The sequence below is a fragment of the Spirillospora sp. CA-142024 genome (assembly GCF_050942325.1).
Lineage (GTDB): Bacteria > Actinomycetota > Actinomycetes > Streptosporangiales > Streptosporangiaceae > Spirillospora.
The window spans coordinates 4,952,146-4,966,353 of record NZ_CP192077.1 but is presented as its reverse complement, the minus strand read 5'-3'; the positions used below and the strand labels follow the sequence as shown (position 1 = coordinate 4,966,353).

Annotated in this window: 13 protein-coding genes; 5 read left to right on the top strand and 8 right to left on the bottom strand. The window is 74.7% G+C overall.

The features are described from left to right. Window positions 1–6: 6 nt before the first annotated feature. Complete coding sequence (locus tag ACQPZP_RS23950; protein WP_433471963.1) at window positions 7–975, bottom strand: sulfotransferase family protein; 969 nt, start codon at window positions 973–975, stop codon at window positions 7–9. Window positions 976–1,129: 154 nt separating this feature from the next. Here ACQPZP_RS23950 and ACQPZP_RS23945 point away from each other — a divergent pair, with 154 nt between their 5' ends. The 4 genes from ACQPZP_RS23945 (at window position 1,130) to ACQPZP_RS23930 (ending at window position 5,131) form a co-directional block, all read left to right on the top strand. After that, a complete protein-coding gene (locus ACQPZP_RS23945) occupies window positions 1,130–1,885 on the top strand; it encodes an SIR2 family NAD-dependent protein deacylase (protein WP_433479667.1) in 756 nt (251 codons plus the stop codon). 88 nt (window positions 1,886–1,973) lie between these two features. After that, window positions 1,974–3,083, top strand: coding sequence for a S66 peptidase family protein (locus tag ACQPZP_RS23940; RefSeq protein WP_433471962.1), 1,110 nt, complete (start codon window positions 1,974–1,976; stop codon window positions 3,081–3,083). Beyond that, window positions 3,080–3,970, top strand: coding sequence for a hypothetical protein (locus ACQPZP_RS23935; RefSeq protein WP_433471961.1), 891 nt, complete (start codon window positions 3,080–3,082; stop codon window positions 3,968–3,970). The genes ACQPZP_RS23940 and ACQPZP_RS23935 overlap by 4 nt, the downstream gene beginning before the upstream one ends. Window positions 3,971–4,003: 33 nt before the next feature. After that, window positions 4,004–5,131, top strand: coding sequence for a glycerate kinase (locus ACQPZP_RS23930; RefSeq protein ID WP_433471960.1), 1,128 nt, complete (start codon window positions 4,004–4,006; stop codon window positions 5,129–5,131). On the opposite strand, the gene ACQPZP_RS23925 is transcribed toward ACQPZP_RS23930, so the two are convergent. Further along, window positions 5,128–5,754, bottom strand: a complete 627-nt coding sequence (locus tag ACQPZP_RS23925) for a YczE/YyaS/YitT family protein (protein WP_433471959.1) — start codon at window positions 5,752–5,754, stop codon at window positions 5,128–5,130. The two genes, ACQPZP_RS23930 and ACQPZP_RS23925, sit on opposite strands and share 4 nt — an antisense overlap. A 94-nt stretch (window positions 5,755–5,848) precedes the next feature. Between ACQPZP_RS23925 and ACQPZP_RS23920 the strand changes: the two genes are divergently transcribed. After that, window positions 5,849–7,318, top strand: coding sequence for a PLP-dependent aminotransferase family protein (locus tag ACQPZP_RS23920; protein ID WP_433471958.1), 1,470 nt, complete (start codon window positions 5,849–5,851; stop codon window positions 7,316–7,318). Window positions 7,319–7,354: 36 nt separating this feature from the next. On the opposite strand, the gene ACQPZP_RS23915 is transcribed toward ACQPZP_RS23920, so the two are convergent. The 6 genes from ACQPZP_RS23915 to fdhD all read right to left on the bottom strand — a co-directional run bounded on the left by ACQPZP_RS23915 (window position 7,355) and on the right by fdhD (window position 14,199). Further along, window positions 7,355–7,789 carry a CBS domain-containing protein gene (locus ACQPZP_RS23915; protein WP_433471957.1) on the bottom strand — a complete coding sequence of 145 codons (435 nt, stop codon included), beginning with the start codon at window positions 7,787–7,789 and terminating at the stop codon, window positions 7,355–7,357. Window positions 7,790–7,947: 158 nt separating this feature from the next. Continuing rightward, window positions 7,948–9,561, bottom strand: a complete 1,614-nt coding sequence (locus ACQPZP_RS23910; protein WP_433471956.1) for a phytoene desaturase family protein — start codon at window positions 9,559–9,561, stop codon at window positions 7,948–7,950. 50 nt (window positions 9,562–9,611) lie between these two features. Continuing rightward, complete coding sequence (locus ACQPZP_RS23905) at window positions 9,612–11,381, bottom strand: SDR family oxidoreductase (RefSeq protein WP_433471955.1); 1,770 nt, start codon at window positions 11,379–11,381, stop codon at window positions 9,612–9,614. After that, window positions 11,378–12,223 carry a M24 family metallopeptidase gene (locus ACQPZP_RS23900; RefSeq protein ID WP_433471954.1) on the bottom strand — a complete coding sequence of 282 codons (846 nt, stop codon included), beginning with the start codon at window positions 12,221–12,223 and terminating at the stop codon, window positions 11,378–11,380. Before ACQPZP_RS23900 ends, ACQPZP_RS23905 begins: the two co-directional genes overlap by 4 nt. Window positions 12,224–12,294: 71 nt before the next feature. Beyond that, a complete protein-coding gene (locus tag ACQPZP_RS23895; protein WP_433471953.1) occupies window positions 12,295–13,227 on the bottom strand; it encodes a metal-dependent hydrolase in 933 nt (310 codons plus the stop codon). Between the two features lie 159 nt (window positions 13,228–13,386). Next, on the bottom strand, window positions 13,387–14,199 hold the full coding sequence (gene fdhD, locus ACQPZP_RS23890) for a formate dehydrogenase accessory sulfurtransferase FdhD (RefSeq protein WP_433471952.1): 813 nt from the start codon (window positions 14,197–14,199) through the stop codon (window positions 13,387–13,389). Between the last annotated feature and the right edge of the window lie 9 nt (window positions 14,200–14,208).

Genomic DNA, 14,208 nt, shown 5'->3' with positions numbered 1-14,208 from the left:
GGCCGCTCAGGCGTCAGAGCCGAGCCGGTAGCCGAGCCTCCGCAGCTCGGTGCCGGCGACCTTCTCGACCTGGGCGGCCTGCCGCGGGGTGAGGCGTTCGCGCCACACCCCGACGCCCGGCTCGCCGGCGTCCCGGTCCCCGGCCCGCACCAGACCCGACAGCGCCGTCTTGGACAGCGGCGCGTCCAGGTACTCCGACAGATCGGCGCCGACGCGCCGCGGCCTGGAGACGAGATCTTCGTAACGGACGGTGAACAGCTGCTCTTCCGGAACCTGCTGGCGCAGCTTGGCGCTGAGCCGCACCGAGCCGCGCCACCGCATCGCGCACTTGACGGCGGGCGCCGCGCGCGGCCACCGGTTGCGGTCGGTGTGGTCCTCGACGCCGAAGAACGGGTTGGGGAAGACCGTGTCGAGGTTGGCGAGGCCGGGCTTGAACCAGGCCAGGCAGCGCTCGTCGTCCAGCATGTCGGCGACGGCGTCCCGGCCGTCCCGGATCAGCTGGACGAGCTGGGCGTCGGGGAAGGCGTCCAGCAGCACGTCGGCGCTGTAGATCAGGTCGGGTGAGGCGTCGGCGAACCGGGCCAGCCCGTTCGGCTCCACGCACGGTTCCCGCAGGTCGGCCTCCTGCGCCGGCCGGTCCGGCGGGCCGGGCGGGCGCGGCGGAAGGCCGCCCAGCTCGCGGCACTCGTCCGGGCACTGCGCGCAGGCCCGCGCCGAGACCTGCCACGCCTCGGCGTAGGCGTCCCGCAGCACCCGCGCGGCGCCCTTCCCGCGCTCGTTCGCGATGGAGGGCTGCCTGGCGAACGCGTAGGTGACCCGCAGGACGCCGTGCCGGCCGGTGGTCAGATGGAAGCCGGGGGAGCGCTTGACCGCACGCGCGAGGAGCTCCGCACCCGAGTGCGGAGCGCCCAGGATGAACACCGGGCGGCGGACCTTGGTGCCGTTGATCACCAGGATGTGCGGCGTCGATCTCATACCGGGCCAAGTTTGTCACCTTTTGAGGCCCGGTCGCTCCGTGACCCTCCGTAAGGGGCCGCCCGATACCCATCCGTTAGCCGCCGAGTACCGGTCCGTCATCCGGGCCGGGGCGGGCCGCCCTGGACCTACCATGTGGAGGGTGGACGCTCCCATGACGCTCGCCGAACTTCTGCCGAAGGCCGAGTCGATCACGGTACTCACCGGCGCCGGGATCTCCACCGACAGCGGGATCCCCGACTTCCGCGGCCCGCAGGGCGTCTGGACGAAGGACCCCTCGGCCGAGGCGATGTCCACGATCGGCGCGTACCTGGCCGACCCGGAGGTGCGCCGCCGGTCCTGGCGGGCCCGCCGCGATCACCCGGTCTGGCGCGCCGAGCCGAACGCCGCGCACGCCGCCCTGGTCGAGCTGGAGCGGGCGGGACGGCTCCGCGCCCTGATCACCCAGAACATCGACGGCCTGCACCAGCGCGCCGGATCGTCGGCGGACGCGGTCATCGAGATCCACGGGACGGTGCGGGAGGCCGTGTGCCTCGCCTGCGAACTGCGCACCCCCATGACCGAGATCCTCGCCCGCGTCGACGCCGGCGAGGACGACCCGCCCTGCGCCGACTGCGGCGGCGTCCAGAAGTCGGCGACGATCTCCTTCGGCCAGGCCCTCGACCGGGACGTCCTGGACGCGGCGGTCGCCGCGGCCCGGTCCTGCGACCTGTTCCTCGCCGTCGGCACGTCGCTGACCGTGCAGCCCGCCGCCGGGCTGTGCCTGGAGGCGGTCGACCACGGCGCCCGCCTGGTGATCATCAACGCGGAGGAGACGCCCTACGATGGGCTGGCCGACGCCGTGCTGCGCCGGCCGATCGGCGAGACGCTGCCGCGCCTCGCCGGGCTCGTCCTCGGCACGGGGCGGTGATCTGTTTGCGGGTCGTGACCGGCCGCCCCTTCCGCTGGCGTCCGGATCCTGACAAGCTCTATCCGTCGCGGTGCGAGGAGGGATCGGGTTGAACAGCGGGGGCGCCCGCGCGGAGGCGGCCGACGGGCCGTCCGACGCGCCCGCCGTCGGCATGCCCGGCGGCGCGGGGCGCGCGCGAAAGGCCCGCAGGTACGGGCGGTTGCGGCCCGGCGATCGTGTCGCGGTGGTCGCGCCCAGCGGCCCCGCCGAGCCCGCCCGGCTGGAGGCGGGCTGCGCCGTGCTGCGCGACCTCGGCCTTGACGTGGTGGTCGGAAAGCACGCTTTGGACCGTGTCAACCTCGGCCCTTCCGGGCCGGTGCGCGCCGACTGGCACCGGCTGGCGGGAGGCGACGCCGACCGCGCCGCCGATCTCCAGGCCGCCTGGTGCGACCCGCGGGTCCGCGCGGTCGTCTGCGCGCGGGGCGGCTACGGCGCCACGCGCGTCCTGGACCGTCTCGACTGGGACGCCCTGCACGCGGCGACGGAGGCGTCGGACGCCTCCCGCGGCGGCCCGAAGATCCTGCACGGCTCCAGCGACATCACCGCCCTGCACACCGCGTTCGGAACGCGCCTGGGCGTCACCACGTCCTTCGGCCCCATGCCGGCCGGCGTGATCGCCGACCTGGACCCGGCCGCGCCGGACGACTCTCTGGACGGCCTCCGCGCGGCCCTGTTCGGCGGTCCGGTGACCCTGTCGGGCACGCACTCCCTGCGGCCCGGACGCGCCGAAGGCCCGCTCACCGGCGGCACCCTCTCGCTGCTGACGGCCGTGCTCGGCACCCCGTACGCGCCGCCGCCCGCCGCCGGCCGCATCGTCTTCCTCGAAGACGTGACCGAGGCGCCCTACCGGATCGACCGGATGCTGGTCCAGCTCCTCCAGGCGGGCTGGCTCGACGGCGCGGCCGGCGTGGCGCTCGGCACCTGGAAGGACTGCGGCGACCCCGCCGAGCTCGACTCGGTGTTCGCCGCGCGGCTCGGCCCGCTCGGCGTCCCGGTCCTGGCGGGCCTCCCCGCCGGGCACGGCCCGCGCCAGCACACCCTGGAACTCGGCGCCCCCGCCGTGCTGCACGCCCCCGACCCCGCAAGCACAGATCCGCACCCCGCCGTGCCGGACCCCGGCGCGCTCACCTTCGAAGCGCCCCCAGGAGGTGCGCGATGAGCGGCCGCCACGCCCGTCCCGAACCATGGGACGACGGGACCCTCGACTCACTGCTCGTCCTCGTCGCCGAGAGCCTCGGCTACACCTGCAGCCGCGCGCCCGGCGAGGTGATGCTGCTGGAGGGCGCCAACCGGCTGCACGTCAGCCTGCGCGACCTGCGGCAGCTCGCCCGGCTCGTGCCGCGCGACGACTGGCCCGCGCTGGTCTCCGACCACGTCACCACGATCGTCACCGCGGTCGAGGAGCCCCTCGACCTCAGCGACTTCGACCTCGCCCAGCATCTGCTGCGCACCCGCATCTACCCGGCGGAGGCCGACAACGGCGTCCTCGCGGCCCGGCCGTTCGCGCCCGGGCTGATCGAGGTCGTGGTGGTCGACACCCCCACCACCGTCCGGACGGTCACCACCGAGGAGATGAACGGCTGGCCGGTGTCCGGCGACGCGCTGTTCATGCTCGGCCGCTCCAACGTCCGCGCCGACGGGCCGCTCCAGCTGGACGAGCAGGACCTCGGCGGCGTCCGCGTCTCGGTCCTGCACGGCTGGACGTTCTACGCCGTCACCCACCTGGCGTGGCTGGAGGAGTACCTGTCGATCGGCCCGTACGGCGCGCTGGTCATCGCCCCCAACCGCAGCCTCATCGTCGCGCACCCGCTCAAGATCGCCGAAGCCTGTCCGCGGGCCCGCTACCGCGAGGCCGTGGCGGCCGCCACTGAACTCCACGCGCAGGCTCACCGCGCGTACGAGGAGGGGCCCGGATCGCTGAGCCCGCACCTTTACTGGTGGCGCGCCGGTGAGCTGACCTACCTCGAAACCCGCTACGAGGGCGACACCCTGGTCCTGCCCGAGGAGTTCGCCTCCGTCCTCGCGACGCTCGCGGCAGAACGATGACGGCGGCCGAGCGATGACCGCGGCGGAGTGCTGATGCGGATCGTCGTCGCGCCCGACTCGTTCAAGGGCAGCCTGTCCGCGGCGGCGGTGTGCGCCGCCGTCGAGGCGGGCGCCCGGCGCGCCGTGCCGGACGCCGAGGTGGTCGCGGTCCCGATGGCCGACGGCGGCGAGGGCACCCTGGACTGCTTCCTCAGCGCCCGGGCGGGCGACGCGATCGAGGTCGCCGCCACCGACCCGCTGGGACGTCCGGTCAAGGCGCGCTACGCCCTGTCCGGCGACGGGCGGTCCGCGGTGGTGGAACTGGCCGCGGCGTCCGGCCTGCCGCTGGTCGAGGACGTTCCGCCCGACCCGATGAACGCCGCCACCACCGGCACCGGCGAGCTGATCGCCGACGCGGTGCGGCGCGGCGCCCGCGACGTCCTCGTCTGCATCGGCGGCAGCGCCAGCACCGACGGCGGCGCCGGGCTGCTGCGCGCGCTCGGCGTCCGCCTCCTGGACGACCGCGGCGCGGAGCTTCCTCCGGGCGGGGCGGCGCTCGCCCGGCTCGCGTCGATCGACGACTCCGGGGTGCCCGGCGAGGTGCGCGCGACCCGGTTCCGGGTCGCCTGTGACGTGACCAACCCCCTGGTCGGGCCGGACGGCGCCGCCGCCGTGTTCGGCCCGCAGAAGGGCGCGTCCCCAGGCCAGGTGGCGGAGCTGGACGCCGCCCTCACCGTCTTCGCCGACGTCGTGGCCGCGCACGGCGGGGTCCGGGTCCACGACCTGCCCGGCGCGGGCGCGGCGGGCGGCACCTGCGGCGGGCTCGCCGGCCTGCTCGGCGCGGAGCCGGCCGGCGGCGCGCTCCTCGTCGCCGAGGCCGTCGGCCTCCCGGTCGCGCTGGCCGGGGCGGACCTGGTCATCACGGGGGAGGGCCGCGTCGACGGGCAGAGCGCCGCCGGCAAGGTCGTCTCCGCCGTCGCGACCTTCGCCCGGGAGCGGGGGACGCCGTGCGTCGCCCTCGCCGGCGGCGTCGCGGGGCCGCTGGACGAACTGCACGCGCTCGGGCTGACCGCCGCCTTCAGTCTCGCCGACGGCCCGCGGACGCTCGCCGAGCTGAAGGCGGACGCCGCGCCCCTGCTCACCGCGCTCGCGGAGCAGGCCGTCCGACTCTTCCGCCGCTAGGCGGCGCAGACGGGCTCGGGTTCCGGCGCGGGCTCAGGGGCACGGGGCTTGATCGTCAGCGCGGGCAGCAGGACGTGGGTGAGCGGCCCGATCGCGACGGCGTACAGGACGGTCCCGACGCCGACGGTGCCGCCCAGCAGCCAGCCCGTGGCGAGCACGGCCAGCTCGATCGCCGTCCGGACCACGCGGATCGAGCGGCCCCGCGCGGCGAGGCCGGTCATCAGCCCGTCCCGCGGCCCGGGGCCGAGGCCCGCGCCGATGTAGCAGCCGGTGGCGAAGCCGCCCACGAGGACGGCGGCGATCAGGTAGGCCCAGCGTGCCGCGAGCGCGCCGGGGTCCGGCAGCAGCCAGAGGAACAGGTCGGCGAACGCGCCGACGAGCACGACGTTGCTGACCGTCCCGATCCCGGGCCGCTGCCGGAGCGGAATCCAGGCGAGCATCACGACCGCGCCGGCGATGATGATCCACATGCCGATCGACAGTCCGAGACGCCGGGAGAGGCCCTGGTGGAAGACGTCCCACGGGTCGTTGCCGAGGCCGGACGACACCTGGAGGGCGATCCCGAGCCCGTACAAGGCCAATCCAACATAGAGCTGCACCAGACGGCGCGCCATCAAGGCCATTATCGTGCTCCAACCCACTAGTGGCCATCGTTCCAGGTCATTCTCCGGACAAGTGGCCTGGCATTTGCAGGGCCAATATGCGAAAGTGGCTTGTATGAGTACGCGTTACGTGAGCGGTCCGCATCTCGCCCGGCTGCTGGGCGACGTGTCACGGGAGCGGCCCGTCTACGCGGCGCTGGCCCGGTCGGTGCGCGGCCTCGTCCTGGACGGCCGGCTCGCGCTGCGGACCCGGCTGCCCGCCGAGCGCGACCTGGCCGCCGCCCTGGGGGTCAGCCGCACCACCGTGACGACCGCCTACGACCGGCTCCGCGACGAGGGCTACATCGAGAGCCGGCAGGGCGCGGGAAGCTGGACGGCGCTGCCCCCGGTCCGCATGTCGGCGGCCGACCCGGCCACCGCGGCCCCGGCCGGCCACCGGTTCGGCAGGGCCCACCCCGCGCCCGACGACCCGTCCTTCATCGACCTCGGCTGCGCCACCCCCGGCGCACCCGCGATCTTCGGCGAGGCCGTCGCCGCGGCCGTCGACGAGCTGCCCCGCTACAGTTCCGGCCCCGGCTACGAACCCGCCGGGCTGGCGAGCCTGCGGCAGGTCATCGCGGACGGCTACGCGGCCCGCGGCGTCCCCACGCGCGCCGACCAGATCGTCGTCACCACCGGCGCGCAGCACGCGTTCACGCTGCTGTCGGAGCTGCTCATCGAGGCGGGCGACGCCGTCATGGTCGAGCGCCCCACCTACCCGCACGCGCTCGGCGCGCTCCGCCGCCGCGGCGCCCGGCTCGTCCCGGTCGGCGTCAACGAGGGCTGGGACGTCGAGCTCGCCGCGGGCGCCATGCGGCAGGCCGCGGTCCGGATGGCGTACACGATCCCCGACTTCCACAACCCGACCGGCCACCTGATGTCCGCGGACGACCGGGCCGCGCTCGTCGACGCCGGGCGGCGCGCCGACGCGTTCCTCGTCTGCGACGAGACGTTCGCCGACCTCGCCCACGACCCCGAGGCGCCGCGCGAGCCGCCGCTCGCGTCCTACGACGCCGGCGGGCGGGTCGTCACGATCGGGTCGGCGTCCAAGCTGCTGTGGGGCGGGCTGCGGATCGGCTGGATCCGCACCACCGCGCCGCTGGCCCGCCGCCTGGTGCTCGCCCGCGAGCCGTTCGACATGGCGAGCCCGGTGCTGGACCAGCTGATCGTCCGGGAGCTGCTGCTGCGGGTGGAGGAGGTCCGCGCCGAGCGTGCCGAGAGCCTGCTGCGCGGCCGTGACGCGCTCGCCGCGGCGCTGCGCGAGCTGCTGCCCGGCTGGGAGTTCCGGCTGCCCGCGGGCGGCATGTCGCTCTGGGCGCGGATCGGCGCGCCCGTCGCGTCGCGGCTCACCGAGGCGTCCGAGCGGCTCGGCGTCCGGGTGGTCGCCGGCCCGGTGTTCGGCGCGGACGGCGTCCTGGAGGACTATCTCCGGCTGCCGTACGTGCTGCCGCCGGACACGCTGCGCCTGGCGGCCGAGCGGCTGGCCCTCGCCTGCCGTGAGGTCGAGGCGGCGCCCGCCGCCCGGCCGCTGCCCGCCTACGTCTGACCGGCGCCGTCCGACCGGTGCTGCGTCCGACCGGGGCTACGGGGCGCGCTGGATGTAGTCGACCAGGTGTTCCCGTTCGCTCTCCAGCTCGTCGATGGCGCTCTTGACGACGTCGCCGATGCTGACGATCCCGGCGAGCCGGCCGTCCGCGACGACGGGCGCGTGCCGGAAGCGGTGCTCGGTCATGACGCGCCGCAGGTCCTCCACCTGGTCGCCGGGGCCGCAGCTGCGGACCTCGGCGGTCATGATGTCGGAGACGGGACGGTCCAGCAGCGCGGCGCCGTGCTCGTGCAGCCGCCGCACCACGTCCCGCTCGGAGACGATGCCGGCGATGGACGTGCCGTCGGGCGAGACCACCACCGCTCCGATGTTGTGCTCCGCCAGGATGGCGAGCAACTGCCGCACGGTGGCCTCGGGCCGCACCGTGGCCACCGCGTCTCCCTTCCTCCGCAGAATGTCGCGAATCCGCATGCCTCACGCTCCGGTGCCGGTTTCGGACCCGTGGGACGACGGCCGCCGGGGGCGGGGCCGGTCGCCGGGCTTGTTCCTGCAAAGGTCGCATGTTCCGGCGTCCGGGGAAACCCCGAGCCGGTAAACGTCGGGGCGGACCGACGCGGAGGCGGTGCGCGTCAGGGGGCGACGAGGCGGGTCAGCGCGTTGAGGGCGGGGGTGAGCAGGCGTCCCGCGGGGCCGGCGTGGGCCAGCGCGGCGCGTGCGGCGTTGGCGCCGCACGCGCCGTGGACGCCGCCGCCGGGATGCGCGGACGCGGAGGCCAGGTAGAGCCCCGCGACCGGGGTCTCGGCGCGCCCGAGACCGGGCACGGGGCGGAACACGAGCTGCTGGTGGATCATCGCCGTGCCGCCGTTGAGCGCGCCGTTCCGCAGGCCGGCGTTGTGCGCCTCGAACGCGGGCGGCGCGACGACGCGGCGGGCGACGACGCGGGACCGGAATCCCGGCGCGTAGCGCTCCACGACGTCCTCGACCCGGTCCGCCATGACCGCCTGTTCGCGCTCGTCCCAGACGCCGGTGATGCCGCCGGGCCCGGCGTCGGCCTTCACCCGCTGGGGGACGTGGGTGTAGGCCCAGGCCGACTCGGTTCCGGCGGGGGACCGGGCGGGGTCGGCCGTCGTCATCTGGCCGAGGAGCGTGAACGGCTCGGACGGGACCCGGCCGGTGGCGAGGTGGCTGCTGTAGCCGGTCAGCTCGTCCAGGCCGGGGGACAGGTGGACGGTCCCGGCACGTCCGGCGCCGGGCGATGTCCAGGGGATCGGGCCCGACAGCGCCCAGTCGACCTTGAAGGTGGCGGGGTCCCAGGTGAAGCGCCGCATGTCCGCGCGGAGCGAGGCGGGCAGGTCGGCCCACGGGACCAGACCGCCGTAGAGGGCGGGAGCCGGGACGTCCGCGAGCACCGCCCTGGCGGCGCGCACCGGCTCACCGGACGCCGTGCGGACGCCGAGCGCGCGCCCGTTCCGGACGACGACCGACGTGACCGGGGTGCCGCAGCGGACACGTCCGCCGCGGGACTCCAGCCGCCGCACCAGCGCCGCCGTCAGTTCGCCCGCGCCGCCCTCGGGGACCGGCCACCCGTACCGCTGGCCGAGCATGGCGAGGAGCCAGCCGAACAGCGACCCGGCCGGCGACTCGGGGGACAGGTCGGTGTGCAGCGCGCACCCGGCGAGCAGCAGCGGGCCGCCGGGTCCGCCGAACTCCTGTTCACCGAGCGTGCGGACCGGCGCCAGCAGCGAGCGCAGGACGCGGAGGCCGCCCGCGCGGCGCGCCGACACCGCCAGCGGAAGCGCGGCCCGGACCGGCGGGAACGGGGTGAACAGGGCGCGCAGGACGTCCTCCCCCAGCTCCTCCCACAGGCCGTACAGCCGCAGCCACGCCTCGCCGTCGCCCTTCCCCAGCGCGTCGAGGCCGGCGGCCGTCGCCTCCGGGTCGCGTTCGAGGACGGCGCAGCGTCCGTCGGGGAGCGGATGGGCGAGGACGGCGGGAGCGTGCCGCCAGCGCAATCCGTGTCGTTCGAGATCCAGCGCCCGCATCGCCGGCGACGCGACGCCGAGCGGGTAGAACGCGCTGCACAGATCGCTGACGTAGTCGGGATGGACGCCCCGGTCGCTGCGGACTGCGCCGCCCGGCTCCGGCTGCGCCTCGAGGACCTCCACGTCCCATCCCGCGTCGGCCAGCACGTTGGCGGCGACGAGCCCGTTCGGTCCCGCGCCGATGACCACCGCGTCGGCCATGTGGCACCGCCTCCCCGGTGATCACCCTACGGGTACCGGGCGGGCGCGGATCAGCCGACGTCGAGCCGGGCCAGCCGGCGCATCACGCCGGGGGCGATTCTGGACGCCAGGTAGCTCAGCCGTGCCTCCGGTGTCACCGGTACCACCGGCCGGTCGTCGCGGACGGCCGCGACGATCCGCTCCGCCACGCGGTCCGGCCCGAAGCCGCGGCGCGCGTAGGCCCGCGCGACCCGCTGCCGGCTCCGCTCCTCCTCGTCCTTCCCCTGGCCGACGAAGCGGGACGTCCGGGTGATGTTGGTGTTGACGATCCCGGGGCAGATGGCGCTGACCCCGATCCCCTGGCCCTTCAGCTCGGCGCGCAGGCACTCCGACAGCATCAGCACCGCCGCCTTGCTCGTCGCGTAGGCGGGCAGCGCGCGGGACGGCGTGAACGCGGCGGCCGAGGACGTGTTCACGATGTGGCCGCCCTGCCCGCGCTCCACCATCTGCTTGGCGAACAGCCGTGAGCCGTGGACGACGCCCCACAGGTTGACGTCCAGGATCTTCTGCCAGTCGTCGGCGGTGTGGTCGAGGAAGGCCCCGGCCATCCCGATCCCGGCGTTGTTGACGACGACGTCCGGCACTCCGTGGTCGTGCAGGACGGACTTGGCGAAGTCCTCCATCGCGGTGGGGTCGGCCACGTCGACCTGGAAGGCGTGGCCGGCCGGGCCGAGGAGACCGGCGAGTTCGGCGGTGCGCTGCGCGGTGGACAGGTCGAGGTCGGCCGCGACCACCTCGGCGCCGCGTTCGGCGAAGGCGAGCGCGGTCGCGCGTCCGATTCCGCTGCCCGCTCCGGTGACGACGACGAGGGAGCCCTCGAACGGGCGCCGGTTCCCGCCGACCCTGGCCCGGGCGAGCGCGCGTGACTCGGCGGCGCTCAGCGGGCCGCCCTGGACACCCGTGACGTGCTCGATGATCCAGCGGGCGACGACGCCGGGGTGGCTGCGCGGCACCCAGTGCCCGGCGGCGATGGGCCGCAGCGACAGGTTCGGGACGCGTCCGGCCAGGCCGCCCACCAGATGCGGCGAGACGAACAGGTCCCGGGTGGGGACGATGACCTGCGTCGGGACGTCCGTGCGCCGGTCACGCGGACGGCGGAGCCGCCGGATCATGTTCGCCCGGTACAGTCCGACGCCCGCGGCGGCGTCGCGGGCCATGGTCCGGGCCGGGTGGCCGTCCCGGACCGGGATGCCCTCGCCCAGCTGCAGCGCCTTGCTGAACGGCCCGGCCATCCCGGCCCGCCACAGCAGCTCCGGCAGGAGCGGCGTCTGGAAGAAGTAGATGTACCAGGACCGGATCGCCTGCCCCGCCGCCCGACGCAGGTTGGCGGGCGTCGGCCGGGCCAGGTTCCGCCGCATCCAGTGTGCGACGTGGTCGAGGCAGGGCCCGGAGATCGAGGTGAACGAGGCGAACCGGTCCGGCATCGTGCAGGCGGCCTCCCACGACTGGATCGACCCCCAGTCGTGGCCGACCAGGTGCACCTTGCGCTCGGGTGCGGTGGCGTCGAGCACGGCCCGCATGTCCGACATCAGGTAGTCGAACGTGTAGCGCCTGCTCCCGAACGGCCGCGAGGAGGCGCCCGCGCCCCGCACGTCGTACCTGACGACGTGGAACCGCCCGGCGAGCCGTCCGGCCACCTCGTCCCAGACGGCGTGGGTGTCGGGATAGCCGTGGACCAGCAGGAGGGTCGGGTTCGACCGGTCGCCCTGCTCATAGACGGCGAGGTCGACACCGTCGCCCCGGACGCGCCTCTTGGTGACGGGTGGAGCGGGGGGTGTCATGGGGTCGTCTCCCGTCGGGCCCACCGGTGCACGTGGGGCAGGTCGTCGTCGAGCCAGTACGCGTCGTCCTCGGTGACCACGAGGATCTCCTCGAACTTCACGCCGACGCCGCGGAACCCGATGTGGGGCTCGACCGCCCACAGCCCGGGCGTCGGGGGGTGCTGGGACTGCGCGGCCCCGTTCCAGAGCGGGGAGCGCCCTTCGAGGCGCTCCTTGACCAGTTCGCGGCCGATGGTCTGGAGGAACCGTACACCGAACGGGAATCCCACGCGTCTGGGGAGGATCCCGCCGATGATCCCGACCTGGTGGCCGATGACGCGCCCCGGGTACTTGCGGTGCCGGCTCTCGTAGCCCTGCCGGTCGATGAGCGCGTCCACCTCGGCGTAGATGCCGGCGAACGTGCGGCGCTCCCGCACCAGATCGAGGATGAGCGTCCGGTAGGCGGCGAGGTCGGCGTCCAGCCGTTCCCAAACGCGGTTCTCCCCGAGGACGCCCCCGTACCCGATGTCGGCGGAGTAGCCGTCCCTCACCGGCGCCATGTCGAGGATGTACGGCATGCCCTCCTCCAGCCGCGTCCCGCCGGGAAGGAACTGCGTGGGCACCTTGAAGCCGCGGAACGCCGACCGGTCGCCGAACCAGGCGAACGGGGTGTGCAGCCAGTCGTCGACGCCCCGCTCCCGCAGCCAGCGGCGCATGCGGCGGCACGCCTCGCGTTCGGTCACGCCCGGTTCGAGCGTGCCGGCGACCTCCTCGGCGCACCGGTAGCACAGCCGCTGGACGGCACGGAATCGCTCGAGCTCCGCCTCGTCGTGCACGCGGGCGAGCGCCACTTTATTGGACACGACGTTAATAAATCGCCGAATCGTCCCCCGGTCAAGAGCCGCCGGCGTGACGCCCGCCACGGCCGGCGGGTCTAGTACGGGTCGTAGCCCGCGGCCTTCGCCGCGGGCGACCGCCTCAGGTACTCCAGGGCGCGCGGCGTCGAGCACACCTTCGACGGGTGGTGGTTCGGCCTGAGGTAGACGGGCGCCTCGCCGAGCAGGAGCCGGAAGACCCCGGGCACGTGGCCGAGCCGGACCGACCGCCGGTACGAGCGGTAGACGCGCAGCGGCGTCACCCGCCGCTTGATCGTCGGGTCCTGCCTGAGCAGATACAGCGAGCCGCCGATCAGCGCCCAGTACAGGAAGAACAGCGACACCACCCAGGCCGCGACGCGGGTGGCGTAGCCGCCGCCCATGGCCTTGAAGACGTCGAAGACCACCGACCGGTGCTCGACCTCCTCGGCGCCGTGCCAGCGCAGCAGGTCCAGCATCGTCGGGTCCACGCCGGCCTCGTCGAGCCGGTCGTTGTCCATGATCCACTGGCCGAGCACGGCGGTGTAGTGCTCGATCGAGGCGACCGCCGCCAGCTCGAACCGCAGCCGGCGCCGCCAGGCCCGCGGGTCGCGCTCCTTCAGCGCCGCCATCTGCGCGGGCCGCTCGGCGTTGCCCCGGCCCGCCGCGTCCGTGATCTTGGAGACGTCGATCCCGGCGCGCTCCAGGATCTGGTCGAGCACGCCCTGGTGGGAGCGGGCGTGCACCATCTCCTGCCCGATGAACCCCTTGATCTCCTCCAGCAGCCGCTCGTCTCTGATATGCGGGCGGGCGTCCTTGACGCACTGGATGAACCACTTCTCGCCCTCGGGCAGGACGATGTGGAACGAGTTGATGATGTGCGTGGCGACCGGGTCGCCCGGCACCCAGTGCAGCGGCGTGTCCGACCAGTCGAAGGAGACGCGCCGCGGCCTGATCGGCGGATGCCGCTCGTCGATGGGCGCCGGACCGCCGTCCGCCAGGGGCCTCGTCATCGGGTCCTCGCCTCCCACGCGTCCTGCCGGACGCGGCGTGCCCCTCGCCGCGCGTCTGCCATTGGCAGAGCAGTCAACCTCCGCCGGGCCCGTGGTTTCTTGAGGACAGCCCAACAAGTTACCGCTTGGTTTTCGGTGCGTCGTGACAAGAGCCGCACGTCACGGCCCGATACGCTGCGCCCCCGCGTAGACGTTCATGGTCTCGCCGCGCAGGAATCCGACGAGCGTCATCCCGGCGTCCTCCGCGAGCTCCACCGCCAGCGAGGACGGCGCCGACACCGCCGCCAGCACCGGGACGCCCGCGGTCATCGCCTTCTGCGTCAGCTCGAACGACGCCCGCCCGCTGACCATCAGGACGGTCCCGGTCAGCGGCAGCCGGTCCTGCCGCAGCGCCCACCCGATCACCTTGTCGACGGCGTTGTGCCGGCCGACGTCCTCGCGCACGGCGAGCAGCCCGCCCGCCGCGTCGAACAGCCCGGCGGCGTGCAGCCCGCCCGTGCGGTCGAACACCCGCTGCGCCTTGCGCAGCCGGCCCGGCATGGCCGCGAGGACGCCCGGGGTGAGCCGGAGCGGGTCGCCCGCCACCTCGTACGGCCGGTCGGCGCGCAGCGCCTCGATGCTCGACTTCCCGCACACCCCGCACGCGCTCGTCGTCGTGAACGCCCTGGTCATCGAGTCGTCCGGCGGCGCCACGCCGGCCGCGAGCACGACGTCCAGCGTGTTCTGCTCCGCCGTGTCCGCGCAGTACCGCATGGTCGCGAGGTCGCCGGCCGCCCCGATCACGCCCTCGGCCGCCAGGAACCCTGCGACCAGGTCGAAGTCGTGCCCGGGCGTGCGCATCGTGATCGTCAGCGGCTTGCCGGCCACGCGGATCTCCAGCGGCTCCTCCACCGCGAGCGTGTCGGGCCTGCGCCCGCGCGACCCGGACGTGCTCAGCCGCAGCACGGGCTTCCGCACGGTGATCCGCCCCATGACCGTGAC